Annotated in this window: 13 protein-coding genes and 1 pseudogene; 5 read left to right on the top strand and 9 right to left on the bottom strand. The window is 45.7% G+C overall.

All coding sequences use genetic code 11. The features are described from left to right. Positions 1-3 precede the first annotated feature (3 nt). From purT to sbcB, 5 genes are all read right to left on the bottom strand, one after another. Positions 4-1,179 carry a formate-dependent phosphoribosylglycinamide formyltransferase gene (gene purT / locus OCV20_RS09375; RefSeq protein WP_017059132.1) on the bottom strand — a complete coding sequence of 392 codons (1,176 nt, stop codon included), beginning with the start codon at positions 1,177-1,179 and terminating at the stop codon, positions 4-6. Between the two features lie 167 nt (positions 1,180-1,346). Further along, positions 1,347-2,234, bottom strand: a complete 888-nt coding sequence (gene cdd, locus OCV20_RS09370; RefSeq protein WP_048617318.1) for a cytidine deaminase — start codon at positions 2,232-2,234, stop codon at positions 1,347-1,349. A gap of 286 nt (positions 2,235-2,520) precedes the next feature. Next, positions 2,521-3,198, bottom strand: a complete 678-nt coding sequence (locus OCV20_RS09365) for an LrgB family protein (protein ID WP_017090893.1) — start codon at positions 3,196-3,198, stop codon at positions 2,521-2,523. Between the two features lie 2 nt (positions 3,199-3,200). Continuing rightward, complete coding sequence (locus OCV20_RS09360; protein ID WP_086775248.1) at positions 3,201-3,572, bottom strand: CidA/LrgA family protein; 372 nt, start codon at positions 3,570-3,572, stop codon at positions 3,201-3,203. Positions 3,573-3,597: 25 nt separating this feature from the next. Next, positions 3,598-5,022, bottom strand: a complete 1,425-nt coding sequence (gene sbcB / locus OCV20_RS09355) for an exodeoxyribonuclease I (protein ID WP_086775247.1) — start codon at positions 5,020-5,022, stop codon at positions 3,598-3,600. Positions 5,023-5,497: 475 nt separating this feature from the next. Here sbcB and OCV20_RS09350 point away from each other — a divergent pair, with 475 nt between their 5' ends. The 4 genes and pseudogenes from OCV20_RS09350 (at position 5,498) to OCV20_RS09335 (ending at position 9,759) form a co-directional block, all read left to right on the top strand. Continuing rightward, positions 5,498-6,418: an IS5 family transposase gene (locus OCV20_RS09350; protein ID WP_086773621.1), complete on the top strand. Its 921-nt coding sequence runs from the start codon at positions 5,498-5,500 to the stop codon at positions 6,416-6,418. A gap of 55 nt (positions 6,419-6,473) precedes the next feature. Continuing rightward, a pseudogene (locus OCV20_RS09345) lies at positions 6,474-6,566 on the top strand (DUF4402 domain-containing protein); the annotation flags it as partial. Further along, positions 6,563-7,273: a fimbrial biogenesis chaperone gene (locus OCV20_RS09340; protein ID WP_086774937.1), complete on the top strand. Its 711-nt coding sequence runs from the start codon at positions 6,563-6,565 to the stop codon at positions 7,271-7,273. The pseudogene OCV20_RS09345 and the gene OCV20_RS09340, both read left to right, overlap by 4 nt. A 47-nt stretch (positions 7,274-7,320) precedes the next feature. Next, on the top strand, positions 7,321-9,759 hold the full coding sequence (locus OCV20_RS09335) for a carboxypeptidase-like regulatory domain-containing protein (protein WP_086774938.1): 2,439 nt from the start codon (positions 7,321-7,323) through the stop codon (positions 9,757-9,759). A 15-nt stretch (positions 9,760-9,774) separates the two neighbouring features. On the opposite strand, the gene OCV20_RS09330 is transcribed toward OCV20_RS09335, so the two are convergent. Further along, positions 9,775-10,623, bottom strand: a complete 849-nt coding sequence (locus tag OCV20_RS09330) for a sterol desaturase family protein (RefSeq protein ID WP_086774939.1) — start codon at positions 10,621-10,623, stop codon at positions 9,775-9,777. A gap of 86 nt (positions 10,624-10,709) precedes the next feature. Further along, positions 10,710-11,723 carry a DUF2804 domain-containing protein gene (locus OCV20_RS09325; protein WP_086774940.1) on the bottom strand — a complete coding sequence of 338 codons (1,014 nt, stop codon included), beginning with the start codon at positions 11,721-11,723 and terminating at the stop codon, positions 10,710-10,712. A 170-nt stretch (positions 11,724-11,893) separates the two neighbouring features. Here OCV20_RS09325 and OCV20_RS09320 point away from each other — a divergent pair, with 170 nt between their 5' ends. Then, positions 11,894-12,928: an AraC family transcriptional regulator gene (locus OCV20_RS09320; protein ID WP_086774941.1), complete on the top strand. Its 1,035-nt coding sequence runs from the start codon at positions 11,894-11,896 to the stop codon at positions 12,926-12,928. Positions 12,929-12,932: 4 nt separating this feature from the next. Here OCV20_RS09320 and OCV20_RS09315 read toward each other — a convergent pair whose 3' ends face one another. Both OCV20_RS09315 and OCV20_RS09310 read right to left on the bottom strand, forming a co-directional pair. Continuing rightward, positions 12,933-13,883, bottom strand: coding sequence for a chromosome partitioning protein ParA (locus OCV20_RS09315; RefSeq protein WP_086774942.1), 951 nt, complete (start codon positions 13,881-13,883; stop codon positions 12,933-12,935). A 39-nt stretch (positions 13,884-13,922) separates the two neighbouring features. Then, entirely contained in the window at positions 13,923-15,257 is a 1,335-nt protein-coding gene (locus tag OCV20_RS09310; RefSeq protein ID WP_086774943.1) for a sphingomyelin phosphodiesterase, read from the bottom strand. Positions 15,258-15,536 lie beyond the last annotated feature (279 nt).

The raw sequence follows: 15,536 nt of genomic DNA, 5'->3' as shown, positions 1-15,536 counted from the left end.
TGGTTAGTAAATCACTTTTACTTTTGACGCGCTCTCAATTGCATCTTCAATCGCTGTCTCAGTGCTGTTGCGACGAGTAAGCGCCACACCTAGACGACGGCGGCCATCGATATCAGGCTTACCAAACAAGCGAACCTGCGTTTGTGGTGCGTCTAGCGCCTCTGTAAGACCTTCAAAACGAATGTTGGTTGAAGTGCCTTGGCCTAGAATAACCGCTGATGCACACGGGCCGTATTGCGTGATAGATTTGATCGGCATACCGGTAAAGGCGCGTACGTGCAGTGCGAATTCAGATGAGTCTTGAGACATCAATGTCACTAAGCCAGTATCGTGTGGGCGAGGGGATACTTCATTGAAGATAACGTGATCGCCTTTAACAAACAGCTCGACACCAAAGATACCGTGACCACCTAGTGCGTTAACCACTTGTTCAGCCGTGTATTGTGCGGCTTTAAGTGCATTGTCTGACATCACTTGTGGCTGCCATGATTCACGGTAATCTCCGTCTTCTTGGCGGTGACCGATAGGCGCACAGAAGTGAACACCGTCGACTGCGCGAACGGTTAGAAGGGTGATCTCGTAATCAAAGTCGATGAAGCCTTCAACGATCACACGACCCGCGCCAGTGCGACCGCCTTCTTGTGCGTAGTCCCAAGATTTCTGGATGTCTTCTTCTGTTTTGATAACGCTTTGACCTTTACCTGAAGAGCTCATTACCGGCTTAACAACGCAAGGCATGCCCACGAATTCAACAGCGGCTGAGAAATCTTCAAAGGTGTCTGCAAAGCGGTAAGGAGAAGTGCTCAGTTTCAACTCTTCTGCAGCTAGACGACGGATACCTTCGCGGTTCATCGTTAGCTTGGTCGCATTCGCAGTTGGAACGACATTTAAGCCTTGCGCTTCTAGCTCTACCAACTTGCTGGTGGCAATAGCTTCAATTTCAGGAACCACATAATCTGGCTTTTCTAGTTCAATGATCGCTTGAAGTGCATCGCCGTCTAACATGTCTAATACATGGCTACGATGCGCAACTTGCATTGCTGGTGCGTCTGCATAACGGTCACAAGCAATAACTTCCAAACCTAAACGTTGGCACTCGATAGCAACTTCTTTGCCGAGTTCACCTGAACCTAATAGAAGTACACGAGTAGCATTTTCACGAGTAGCAGTACCAAACATAGAAATTCCTTCCGATCTTTTGAACGATTGATTGAAAACGGGGTGATCATACTTATTTCAATGACAAAAGCAAACGTTTGCGCAAGTTGTTGCGTTAATTACAGGCATAAAAAAAGCAGCCCTGTTAAATAGGGCTGCTTATTTAAATTTTTGTTAATCAGATGTACTTAGATTGCTAAGTAAGTCACTGGAATGTCGGGGTTAATCGCTTCTAATGTAGATTGCGTATCCGCTAGGTGACTGATGCTACCTTCTGCGATTTCAACCAAAGCAGCACTTTCAATTTGTTCGAAATCGAAGCCAGCCAGTTTAAGTTGAATCAACGCCACTTGCAGAGGTGGTAGGCTCGGGTTGAACGCTGCATTTTCTGCGTAAGCACCCGTAAAAATTTCACCTGACGTCAGTTGTAGCGAAACACCACTTAGGTTTTTGGTGTAAGGAGCATGGCTGCGGTTTAGTGCTGCTAGCGCTTCTACAACAATAGGCGTTGTTTCTTCGGTCGTGTACTTATGATCAAGCTTCGTCATTAGGCCTGTTGTTACACCTAAATCAGCAGGGCCGAACGAGTCTGGTAGGTACTCTTGCAGAGACATTTCATCACGTTGTGGAAGCTGAACTTTAAGTTCTTTTGCTGTTGTCAGTTCGTTCATGAATTGACGACAGTGACCACAAGGGCTGAAGTTGATGGTGATATCTGAGATACCTTGCTCGCCTTTCATCCAAGCGTGGCTGATTGCAGATTGCTCAGCGTGAACGGTTTGACCAAGTTGAGCACCAGCGATTTCAAGGTTTGCACCAAAATACAGAGTACCAGACAAACCACGCACGATTGCACCAACATAAAAGTCAGATAACGGAGCGTAAGAATACGCTGCGGCAAAAGGAAGTAGCGCAATACGTAGTTCGTCATCCGCTAGACCACTTGCTTGCAGTAGGCTAGCAAATTGTTCTGGGGACAATGTCGCGTCAAAGTTGTCTGCTAATACGATGTCACTCAAAAGCGCTTTCATTGATGATGGAGCACTTTCCAGCGCCAGGGTAATACGACTGTTCATGTTGAATCCTTAATTGACCTTAGGCTTTAAGTTTATGCATTGCTCAGGAATTTTCTGTGACAAAGATCACTATTGAATTGTTGTTGTTACATTGGTTTGCATAATTAGAGTGAGGTCACACTTGAAATCGATTACAGGAGCCATTTATACAGCTGATATCGCACTTATTGCTCGTAAAAGACCGTGACTTGACTGCTATTGCTAAATAAATGCGAATAAAAAGCCCAAACAGACACTGTAATAAACAGCATTCTGGTTGGGCTGAATCGCGTGGTGATCGTTTAGGTTAAGAATAGAACCAAACCACGAGCGAAAATATACTCGGTGCGATGATTGAGGTAATGACGCCGCAAAGCACAAGAGCCAAAGAACTGAATGCTGCATCTTCCTGATTCTTTTCCGCACAAGTCGCGGTGCCTAAAGCGTGAGACACGGTACCCATGGTTAAACCACGGGCGATCGGGCTCTTAATACCAATGAGATTGTAGATTGGATAAGCAAAAATTGCCCCAAACAGACCAACAATCAATACCAGTATTGCCGCAATCGCTGCTTCACCACCTAAATGGCTCGATACTTCCATCGCAATTGGCGTGGTGACTGATTTGCCTAACAAGCTCGCAATCAAAGTTAAGTCCGCTTTAAATGCTACTGCGATTAATGCCGTTGTTGTCATCGACATCACACTGCCTAGCGTGCAAGCAAAGGTAATGATGCGCCAGTTGGCTCTGATTTGAGGTAGTTGTTCATAAAGTGGGTAAGCAAGTGCAACAACCGCAGGCTGTAGCATGTAGGTAATCCAAGTGTTGTCAGCATAGTAAGTTTCAAACGGTACTCTAAAGAACGTGAGAATCGGAATGATGATACCAATGCTGATAAGCAGGGGATTACACAGCGGCGAGTTTACTTTTTGACTTACCCAGCGAGCAAACAGGAATACCACGATGGTGAGTAGAATCCACATGATCAGTTACCTCTCGAAAGCAAGCGGTCTAAGAACCATGATAAGGACACCAACACCAGCAACGTGCCACCAACGGCGCTAGCCATAATTGGCAATGCGTTCGCGATGAGCATGTCGAAATGATCCATCAACCCAACACTGATCGGAACAAACAGTAAGATCATTAGGCGGATAATCAAGCTTGCACCGGGCTGTACCCAGTGCGAAGGAACAATACCAATCACCATGGCGGCAAACAAAATCAACATGCCAAAAATACTGCCTGGGATTGAGGTATCCAAAAAGTGTTGTAACGCGTTACCTGCTGTAAGTGCACCTATGATTAAGGTGAAGGAGATTAAGCAGTAAACCAGTTGGGTCAATCTTTCTTTCAAAGTGTTACGTCTCTTGATAATGGAATTAGCTAGCTAACTTTTCTACGTACTGATAAACCGCTTTCAAGATAGCCATTTTCTTCTCGTCGCTTTCATGTTCGTGCGCGAGGTTTTCAAGGTTGAGCATGTACTCTTCTAAACGGCACTCATAAAACTCACGACAATGGTTTGCCCATTTCAATTGTTCAGCTTCGTCGAGCGTCCATGGGAAGTTACGCGCACGGTAACGGAACAGTAACGGTTTAATTCGTTCGTCACTGAAGGTGATATCCAAAGCTGCCAAGTTGTTCGGGTCAGTTTCACGAATGATGTTCATCGCTGTTTTATCAGCAGGTGAAAAGAAACCGTCGTAAAGGTGTGTATCAACATCATCACTCTTTTCGTACTCGCGTTCTTGTGAGTACAGGCCGATCAGTTTTTCGCGAATCTCTGGATGTTCGCGCAGCAGTGCCAAGTTCTTCAAGCATTGTTGGCGATCGATACCGATGGTTTCGGCATTTTCAGCCGTCAGCGTTTTGGCTGGAGCAAGAATAGGGCACTTGTTCAGTTGAACCAATTTGATGGGTACGGGTAACTCGTCTTCACTCAGTTCGCTGCGTTTGGTATAGAGCCTGTCTCTGAGTTCATCAGCGCCCAGTTCTAACAGTGGGCTTGGATCTTTGGCTAAATCAACCACGATAACGGCATTTTGATTGGTTGGGTGCCAAGCCATAGGCACAATCCAGCTTGTGTAGTTGCAGTCACGGCCAAACATGCCAGAAACGTGCATTAATGGTGTCATGTTTACGATATCAACCAGGTCATTTAGCTTACGCTTATGACGCATGTTGTAAAGGTAATCGAACATCTTAGGTTGCGCAGCTTTCAGCTTCTTCGCTAACTCGATGGTCGCAATAACATCTGCCATCGCATCGTGCGCGTTCTCATGTTCAATGCCGTTTGCCACAGATAGGTGTTCCAGTTTGAAGCTTGGGTAACCTTCTTCGTTCTCTGGCCAAACAATGCCTTCAGGACGCAGTGCGTGAACAGCGCGCATTACATCTAATAGATCCCAACGAGAGTTGCCGTTCTGCCAGCTCCACGCATATGGGTCGATGAAGTTTCGGTAACAGGTGTAACGCGTTACCTCATCATCGAATCGAATACTGTTGTAGCCAAGGCTTGTGGTGTTTGGTTTCGCCAACTCAGCATGGATCTTAGCGATAAACTCAGGTTCAGGAAGACCTTGTGAAGCCGCTTTTTGAGGGGTGATACGGGTGATCAATGCTGCTTCTGGCGCAGGGAGGTAATCAGCAGGAGGTTGGCAGTAGATAACCAGAGGCTCTCCAATAACATTGAAATCTTGGTCGGTACGAACACCTGCAAACTGACTCGGACGGTCTTTTGCTGGGCTAACGCCCCAAGTTTCGTAATCGAAAAAGAAGTAGGTCGGCTGATTATCTGAACTCATTGAATTTCCTGAACAGCAAGCGCGGAACGTTTACTGTGGCTGAAGGTTAGTTTTGTTCAGTATCTGATAGTATGCGGTACGCGTGCAACCCAGATCACAAATAAATTGCCGGAAAACGGTGCTTTACTATTCAATCGAGTCGGTAGGGAAGGTTTTGAATCCAATTGTGGCTTTACTATGGTCACAATTCTGCCTGTGTACCTCTTTTTTACCTATCTTTTCACCTTAGCTGTTGTAAAGCGATGAGTCGGGTTTCAGGTTTACCGCGAATGAGTTTGTTTGTCTTTTACTGTAAAGCTGTGTGATTAGAGACACCTCGTTGTTTTTTGACTGGTGGTTAATCTGCTGTACCTGTAGCTAATCCGCTGTGCTTGTGTCTAAACTGAAGCGCAGATGGGCTTTGTTGCGTAATTCAATGGAACTAAATCAAGAACCTACGATCTGATCAGCTACCTCCACTCTATCTCGTAGTCCTATGCCTAAGCCTCGTTATAAAACAACCAACTGGAAGCAATACAACCGATCACTCATTAACCGTGGTTCTCTGACTTTTTGGATTGATGAAGAAGCAATAAGCGGATGGGCGCAAAGCAAACAGAATAAGCGCGGTAGGCCGCGTCGGTTCAGTGATTTAGCTATCACGACAGCACTCATGGTCAAACGAGTTTTTTCTATGCCATTGAGAGCGCTGCAAGGATTTATCGACTCGATATTTAGGTTAGCCCATGTACCGTTAAGTTGTCCGCATTACACCTGCATCAGTCGTAGAGCCAAGCAAGTTGAGGTTTCATTTAAGACTAAAACGAGAGGAGCGATACAGCACCTAGCCATTGATGCTACTGGCCTTAAGGTTTATGGCGAAGGTGAATGGAAAGTCAAAAAACATGGGACGGATGGCAAGCGTAGAGTCTGGCGAAAGCTGCATATTGCAGTCGATACCAACACTCATGAGATCATTGCCGCCGAGCTAAGTTTATCGACGGTTACAGATGGAGAAGTACTCCCGAACTTACTGAAACAAACACGCCGAAGTATCCTTGAGGTGTCTGGTGATGGCGCTTACGACACGAGAGCGTGTCACGCTGCTATTAAGATTAAGGGAGCTATTGCGCTTATTCCCCCAAGAGAAGGGGCTGCCTTCTGGGAGCGTGGTCACCCTCGAAATTTCGCCGTGGGTTGCCAGAAATTATACGACTCAAATAAGTATTGGAAAGAGCGGTATGGATACCACAAACGTTCACTCTCAGAAACAGCGATGTATCGAGTTAAACAGTTGCTAGGAGGGAAACTGAGCTTAAGAAATTACAATGCCCAGGTGGGTGAAACTTACGCGATGATAAAAGCGTTGAACAAGCTTACTGGGTTAGGTATGCCTGAAACTTGTCGTATTGACTAAGAAACAAGCGAAACGGGTTGGCTCTATCTCTAAATTTAATTACGCAACAAAGCCATTATTGTGTATTGGTGCCAAAGTGAAAATCGGCGCTAACCACCCCGCAGGCCTTTACACCAGTACAATCCCTTTTGAGGTTAATTATAAATGAAGTTGTTTATCTCATGTGTTCTCGGCTTAATCTTCACAACACAAGCCTATGCTCAGCTACTTATCGCTCCGACTCGTTTTGTTTTGGATGCCGACACTTCGGTGACTGAAAAAATCGTCGTCGAAAACAATTCAGATCAACCGATTCGCTTGGAGATAAAACCGATTTATCGCCCAGTAAAGGCGAGTGGCTTGGTTAGAACTGACGCTAATATTGCTGAATCGGAAGACATCGCGAGTTGGATTAAAGTGTCACCACCAATAATTCGTGAACTTAAACCCAATCAAAGACGCACGGTTCGCTTACGTATGAATGCTCTGCCTGCTGACATGGCTGATGGTGAATATCGTGCTTACTTGTGGTTTTCCCCAATAGCAAAAGCTGCAGAGCTATCAGACATTGCGTTGTCTTCAAGTAAAACCAACAGTGACGGTTCAGCCTTTCAACTGAACTTTCACATCAACAGTTATGTACCCGTTTATGTTCAGAAAGGTGAGAAGGTGCAAGATGTTAAGTTTGCGTGTGACAATCAAAGCATCAAGATTCGCAACGATGGTAACTTTCAATTTACTGCAAAATTGAATGTCGACGAGCATAGCGAAAAAGTGGTGCTACTTCGTAATGCTGAATTAACCAAGCCTTTCCCAAAAGGCTCAAAGATATCACTGGTTCAGAACGGACAGCCTCTGTACGAATGTGTTCTGTAGTGCTCGTTTCATTGTCGCAGACTCTTTAAAGGCTAGTGTTCAATTGCATGCTTTGGCGACTCTTTTTGCTCGCTTCATTGTTTCCTTTTGCTGCGTATTCGCAATCTGAAGAAGAAAGTGAGGCGAACGAACTCTATCCAGCCCATGTAGAAGTTCGAGTCGGGAAAGTGGGGGATAGCTTTTATCGTGTCATGATGGATGACTACGAAGAACCCTTCATTTCGATATCCAATGCCGCTTTTTATCTGCTCGAAATGAATGGTCAGTGTGATGAAAGCGGATATTGCGAACTGTATTTGCCTCAAGATGTGGGAAGAGAATCTCCTCCGTACATTTTAGATACCGAACAAGCCATTTGTTATCGCGATGACACCAATATCCAGTCGATCAAATATCAAGTCATCGACTCAGAAACTTACATCCACTGGTACAGCTTGCAAGCTTGTATCCCGGCAAAAGTGCGTTGGGATATTGATGATTATCGGCTGACCGTTTCTCCAGAATTCAGCTCATTGACTGAACTGGAAGCCGCTATTTCTAAGATGAAAAATGAATCACGTAAAAAGGCCGAGGATCTCAAGCGAGCTGAAAACACGCCAGCTTTCGAACCTGTTGCCGCCGTGGGTTTGGCGACTCGGTTAGCGACTTCGGTTTATCACGACAGTGAAACTGGCGGTGATGTTTACGCAATTTCAGACACCATATTAAGCACTGAACACTCCTTGTCTCGCTTGTCGATTGATTCACGAGAAGATAACCCCATCGTTTATTACAACATTTCGGTAGAAGCTCATGACGGTGAAGGCTCTTTGGAAGTCGGCCATGTGTTATTAGATGGCAGCGTCTTTACTGTGAATCAAACCCTCGAAGACGGGCTCTATTACACCAATCGAAAGCGACAGACAGAGTTCGGTAACCTTCAACTCGAACGAACCACTCAACCCAACATCAGCATCGATGTTTTGGTCAATGGCATTTATCAAACCACTTATCGCTCTGATGAGTTTGGACGTTTCGTGGTTGAAGAAGACAACATCTCCCCCGGTGACACCATCAAGTTTCGCTACTACTTATCGAAAGGTGTCTGGCAGGAAGAAGAGATCACCGTCGCCGGTTTAGAAGATGCATTTCTGCCACGCAACGAGTGGGGTGTGCAAGTGGTCGGTAATGAAGGCGCAGACCGAGCGGGCGCTGTGTCGCTCGAATATGGGCTTGCCGATTACTTCACTGTGGGTAGTGCCTTTATGAGGCAACATGGCAAAGACTTGATTGGCGTTCAAGGACGATACTTACCGGCGCATTGGTTCGCGGGTCATATCGGTTGGTTACCTGAGTTCAATCGGTTTCCAATGGAGTTTGATATTTTGATCAACGGCGATCAGTCGGCATCGATAGAGCTTAATAAAACCGATGAATTGGACTTAGAGTCAATGGAGTACGATGTGTTCAAATACAACCTGTCGCTTGCAAACTTAACAGCCTTTTTAACGATAAGAGATGATGAAGACGAATTGAGTGTTGAACCCAAGTTGAACTCGAAAGTGGCTCGTAATCTGTTTGTCTCATACGCCGGTGATTATCGATATACCAAAGCTTCTCACCAAGATGATTATCTACACACTATTGGCTTGGCAAAAAGTGGGTTTTCGGATACATCGTGGAATATTTCAGGAACTGTTGATGGTTCGGGTCATCATGAACGAACGGAGCTGTCTTTAAGGAATGCGTGTAAAGAGTGCCTGCTCGATCCGTTGGAGGTTTTTCAAGAACTCACGACCAACGTATCGGCTCGCTATCAAAAGCAGGAGGTTTCGTTTACGGCTTCTTTGGAAGCTCGAGTGAATCCTTATTTGCTCTTTAAGTTGGAAGGAACCGAAGACCGATACGGTGTCGAGATGACGACCGAATTCGGCGCCAAGACTTACTTTGATGAAAGCATTGGTGAGTTTGTTGAGTGGAATCGTTACAACCATTCTAAGCTGACCGGCATTGTCTACGATCACCACAAACAACCGATACAGGGCGTAAGCCTACAAATCTTGGATCAACGAGCAGTCAGTGATGCAAAAGGCCGATTTGAATTCTCAAGTGTTCCGGCTCGAGATAATCTGCCTATCTATATTGATGAAGGGGCACTCGACCTTAACCTAACGCCGATTCAAAATCCCGTATTTGTAAATACTAAGCAAGTCGGCCTGACTCATGCTCATATCGAAATGGTGGTGTCATTTGGCGTCGATGGTACGGTAGAAGGTGACCTAGAAAACAGTGCTTATCTGCACTTTAAACATATCCAGAAAGGCACCGAGTATTCGAGCGAGATTGAGAGTGATGGCTTTTACATGGTAGAGGGGCTAATCGCGGGCAAATACATTGTGACTTTAGAAATGGGCGACAAGCGATACGTGCAAGGTGCCGACTTGGACGGCGATTTCTGGGTAAGCGACCTCACATTCAACCTCATTGATTTTCATAAGGTGTACTAGACCCGATCGCTTTGATTAATCCGAGGGAGGTGAGAGTATCAATCGAACTTTCTGCTTCATGGTTAACTCTCGGTTCTTCAAATCTTTGAATATGGCCTTCCATTCTTGAAAGGTGACTACCATCGGGTTAAAACTGTTTACGGGTTTGGTGACGCCGTAACGTACGGTTTCAACTTCCGGTTCGAACGTACCAAACAATTTATCCCAAATGATCAAAACACCGGCGTAGTTCTTATCGATGTATTGCGGGTTTTTGCCGTGATGTACACGGTGGTGTGATGGGGTGTTAAAGATGTATTCAAGTGGTCCTAAGCTTCGTATCCATTGAGTATGTACAAAGAACTGCAAACCTAGATTGAGAAGCACCACAAAGATGATCCATTTAGGGTCGAAACCTATGATGACCAGCGGTACCCAAAATAGCCACATGCCTGCGAATGGGTACATCAAACTTTGACGGAAAGCCGTACTGAAGTTCATCTGTTCTGAACTGTGGTGCGCGACGTGCGCGGCCCACATCCAGCGAACACGATGGCTTGCTCTATGGAACCAGTAATAGCAAAAGTCTTGTAACACCATCAATACAACAAAACTCAGCACGCCCATTTCAATGTCCATTAAACGCCAACCAAACATCCAAAGATACAGCTGCACGACCAATAACCCGGTGAGTAAATCGGAGAGTTGATGCATTCCCGCCAGCGTGAAGTTACACATTACTTCTGAAAGTTTATAGCTCGAGTTATCTGGCAATCGACCTTGCTTCTGACCGATAAAATACTCAGCCAACATGCACACCACGAATAAGGGCGCTAATACCAGCAGTAGCCATTCTGGGTGATTGATTAATGCGTCGATATTCATGTTTTATCCTTGTTGAGACGCCATACGCGTTCTTAGTATCAGTTTACTTAGACTTGCTCGCCTGAGATTCAGTCAGCAGAATTTCGCTACCAGCGAGCAAAGTGATCTTCTGTTAGACCAAGAACACCATCGAGTTGATGTGTCACTCCATTGTTGTCTTCAATCGAGCCAGAAAAGTGACCAACGAACTGACGAAAGTTACTCTTTAACAGCCATAAATTGAGCTTTTCGCTGCGATTATTTAAGGGCGTAAAGGTCAGGTTTATACGTCCATCTTGTGATGTTATCTGCCAAGGTAAATTCGTGTTTTGGCGACTAAACGCAAACTGTACCGGGTTAAGTAAGAGTCTGGTTCCATTGACCCATAATACGTTTTCGCAGCCTCCGGTTTCATTTACGCCCGCCGCGAGGTTCAAGCCAATATCTGTCCCATTGGATTGCGTGTTGATGCTTGCCCAGCGCCAACTGGTTTCACGCCTCATGTATCCCGCTGAGAAATCATACCCAGCACGAGCTTGTTCGAGATCGAGTGATACTCCTTTGATTTGGATGTCGCCGCTGATGCGCAAAGCGTTGTGCTTTTGGGTGTAAGTCCAACCTGAATACCCCGTTGGGCTGCACATCGTCATGGGTAAGCTGTCGGCTTCAGGCTCTAAAGCGATATCGGCCTTGATGATTTTGGTATTCAAGCGAACTCGCCATTGTCCGCCTTCAATATCGAAAGTAATGCTTTGATCGGCAATGCTTGTCTTTCCTTCAAATGGTGAAGGCGTTACATGCTTATCAAACCCTAATGGCCTCAACCAAGATGACTCTTGCAGATGGTTGTTTTCTATGTCGTACAGATAACAAAATGCCGAGACCAAGTAGCGAATATCCGCGATAGCGACACCAATAATGTGTGTATCGGTGACGATGCTGACAAACTGGAATTGTTTGTAGTGGAAGTGCTTCTGCCAAGAGTTTGCTTTTGCATCCATCGAGTTTCGATAGTCAAAGCTCTCGATGTTCAGGTGTTTAGGGATGCCATCGAAATGCCCAATGATCGGCTGACCATTAGAATCAATCAAACTGTGTGGGGCAGGGTTGGTTTTTATCATTGCGATGGTTCACATAAATTTAACAACTAAAGCCATTGTGCGATGAGTAGCGTAGAATTGGGAGGTCATATTCGGACAAGAGCGCGTTACCAATCACGATTTTGTCAGCATGTGCTACTGAAGCTGAGTAGTCATGTTTATGGGAATGGGCTCGATATAAGGAGAGACGATTGGAGATTATCGCGGAGTATCAGCCAACCGGGCATCGGCATCAGTTGGGTACATTAGATATCGCGCTGCTGTTGAATACGTTAGAGCAACGAGGCGTTGTTATTGAAAGGCTACTCAATGATGTGGGTTTGCCAAACATGGATTGGCGAGATCCGAATGGAAAACTGACTTACGCTGACAAGCTTTCGTTGTTTAGCGCGGCTAATCAGAGCTTTCCTCACGATGGCTTGGGGCTTTGGTTGGGAGAACACGCTAGCTTGAGCCACTTTGGTGTGTTGGGTTATGCGCTATCAACCAGTCAAAATGTCGGGGAGGCCATCAAGTCGGGCTTCAAGTATTTGCGCCTGAATGGTCCTATCTTTTCGGTTAAATTGTTTCTAGATTCCGAGCAAGCAGTGATTCAGATTGAGAACACCTTGGAAGTGGGCGATCTGCTCCCTTTCTGTAGTGAGTATTTCTTAAGTTCAATCGTCTCTTTGTTCAAAGAGCTGACTGGTCATGAGTTGGATATTCACACTTTGGCTTTGCCTTATGCTCGCCCTAATTACGCCAAGCTCTATGATGAGCGTTTCCAGTGCCCCATAGTTTTTGAGCAGAGCCATTGTGAACTGCGTTTTGATGCATCGGTTTTGTCACAAACCTTATTGACTCATGATGCCGCGACACTGAAGCGCTATCTTGCGTCTTGCCAATCGATAGTGGAAACGCTGGACTCTGAGCATCTACTGACTAACCAGATCAAAACGATCTTTTATCAAACCGCAGGCAGTTTCCCGAATATTGAACAACTCGCGGATGAGTTTGGTTGTAGCTCTCGTACACTCAGGCGAGAGCTAGTAACCCATGAATCCAGCTATCAAATATTGCTCACCGAAGTTCGAGTGGAACTGGCCAAAGAGCTATTACTCGGCACAACCATGAGCATTGACGATATTGGTGAAAGGCTCGGTTATAGCGACCCTGCAAACTTCAGAAGGGCGTTTAAAGGTTGGCTCAATAAAACGCCCGCGCAGTTTCGTGACGGTTTAAGTTAAAGCGTTACTTGCTAAAAAACTGTTCTCTGAAATCGGTGACTTGCTGCTGATAGTAACTGTCCCAATCTTGTTGAGTCCAAGTGGCATAACTTGATGAGCGCTGAGAGCCTAAGGTCGCTTTAAGCTGATCCAGTTGCTCGTGATAACTCATCACGGTTTGTTGCTGCTGTGCGACTTGTTGTTCTCGCGCTGCAATGTTGCTGGCCTGCGTTTCATCTAAGTAGGCTTCTTGAAGGTCAGTTTTGACTGATACTATTTCAGCAGGGCTATAACTGCTGGGTATCAAGGAGACTGCCAGTTCATATTTTTGAAGCTGTGTTTCGGCATTTAATGTGCCCGTATTGTTTTGCCATTCACTAAGCAAATCTTGATAGTTGCCCAAAAACTGGTTCGCTTCGTTCTCTTTAAGGGTGTTGGCGTTGAGCGTAAAATCCAGATGAATAAACTGGTCTGCGAATAGCTGGTGGGCCAACTCTCCCCATACTTGCTGGGCAGATTGTTTGAATAGGGCAACACGCTCTTCAAGTGTCTCTATGGATTCTAGTGGGATAGTGCTTTGGGTTAATTGCCAGTCGACTGATAGCTGTGGATAGTCGCTCAGTAATTCAAACCATATACTTGGCAATTCTGATTTCAATCGCGCGAGTTGCTCAGTGCAGTCATCACGTTGTTCGCAAAGCTTCCAGAACCCATCGAGTTCATCTAATAAAGCCTTGCCTTCAAGCTCCGTCAAGTTTTCAGCATTCGTTTCCCCGCCCGATGATTCAGCTTGGGATTGATTGCTCTGTGATGCTGGATTTTCCGAACTGGCGGTTGTAGTTGGTGTGAAATTATCGTCAGCAGTTGTCGTAGAAACACGCGGCTTGGCTTCTGTGTGTTGAGCAGAAGATAGCGCTGTTTCGTTCGTTTTTGATGACCACGAATAGCCAATAATGCTCGCCGTTAAGACGAGCATTAGGATTAATATAACTCGTTGCATTATGGGTTCACCGAGTTACTTGATCACGGCGCTAACAGGGAAGTGGTCTGAAAGATTGTAGTGCTTCCATAACTCACTGCTTGTTGATCTTGGGACATCCACGCGATTGTCGTTATGCGCTTTAGCGGCATATTCCGAGCTCACCACCACATAATCGAGATACTCAACGTTCTCGCCACCCGACATAGGTTCGCCCGCAAAGTTGTTGATGCGTGGATCAAAGGTAGACGCGGTGTAACCTGAATATTGTGGTTCATCAGCCTGCAGGTTAGCGAACATCTGTTGGTAGTCGCCTGGGAACTTGAGCTTGTTCACGTTGAAGTCACCGCTGTAAACCACAGTTTCTGATGCTGGGATATTCAAAGACTGCGCCAGTGCACGCATCTGCTTGAATTGACGTTGTCGGTAGTCACGAGCGGTGTCCGTATCAAACGATGCCGTGTGGGTGCCGAATACATGGTAAGCCTGACCATTCTTGATCACTTCGGCGTAGTTAACGCCTTTATCAGCAAAGCAATCTGTGCCCGTACAATCAGGGAAAACATACTGAGCTTCGTTAACGATAGGATAGCGGCTGACAATGATCACACCACCGTCATAGATGTTAATCCCATCTTTATCGAGCATTTTAGTTTGATAAGGATACTCTTTCGCAAGTTCACGCAAGAACTCATCTCTGCCGTTGGCAAACACCTCTTGAAGCGCCAACACGTCGTAGCCTTTTACGTATTGAGGGAGAAGATCGTAGCGGTCGCCAATATGCGAAGCGATGGCAGGCAGCGCCCAGATGTTGTAGGTCATGACCTTGAGTGTATTGGCATCCGGCTCTGGCTGCTCATCCACTTTGGGCGGGGTGATGGTGTAATAAATATCATCATAACGCGCCGTAGAATCGGCTTTAAGTGGTAGTTCTGCATTGACCCCGAATGCATCGGTCGTGCTGCGATGAATATTGCGGTCGTCATGCAACGTTAGGTTGACGTCTGCGGCGCTTAAACCATGTTGCAGTGTCGAGTTATACCAATGTCCCTTCATGGTTTGGTTGAGCGTGACACTCTCACCCACAGCGTTTGATACCACAGTGTCAAACTCATAGGTCTTCCCAGATTTCACTCCAGTCCAGCGGTTGAAACTGATCAGCTTCTTCGTCTCCCAAGGGCCAATCTGTTCAACATGCTGTTGCCACTCATCACCGAGTTGAAGAAGGTCGGTACCAGTGTGGTTGGCTTGAATGGTCATCGCTTGATTGGTGTTATTGGTGAGATACACGTCGGTGTCTGCGATCGCAGAGGTCGAAGCGATTGATGTGGATGCCACAAGTGCAGCTAACCAAGTCCATTGAGTTTTCATCGTTTACGTTATCCTTATTGATTGATGTCTAGAATAACGTAGTCAAAAGTTATGACATTGGAGTTATAACTCTATGGCATTTATTCAAATATGAGATATATGCCAAGGTTTTATAAAATTGATTAACCATTGAAAATTAACATATTGTCTTGTTGGAATGATAAATGGTACGCGCGCGAATAATAGAGTGAGTTAATGCTTTCGAGTCGGTGGAACAGCCATTGTTGGCGTGCTTAAGTGAAAACTGTGTGCTGCGGTAAAGTGGAGGTTGTGAGCAAC

This window comes from Vibrio coralliirubri (assembly GCF_024347375.1).
Taxonomy (GTDB): domain Bacteria; phylum Pseudomonadota; class Gammaproteobacteria; order Enterobacterales; family Vibrionaceae; genus Vibrio; species Vibrio coralliirubri.
Note: the sequence above shows the minus strand (reverse complement) of the source record. Positions and strands in the feature narration are given on the sequence as shown.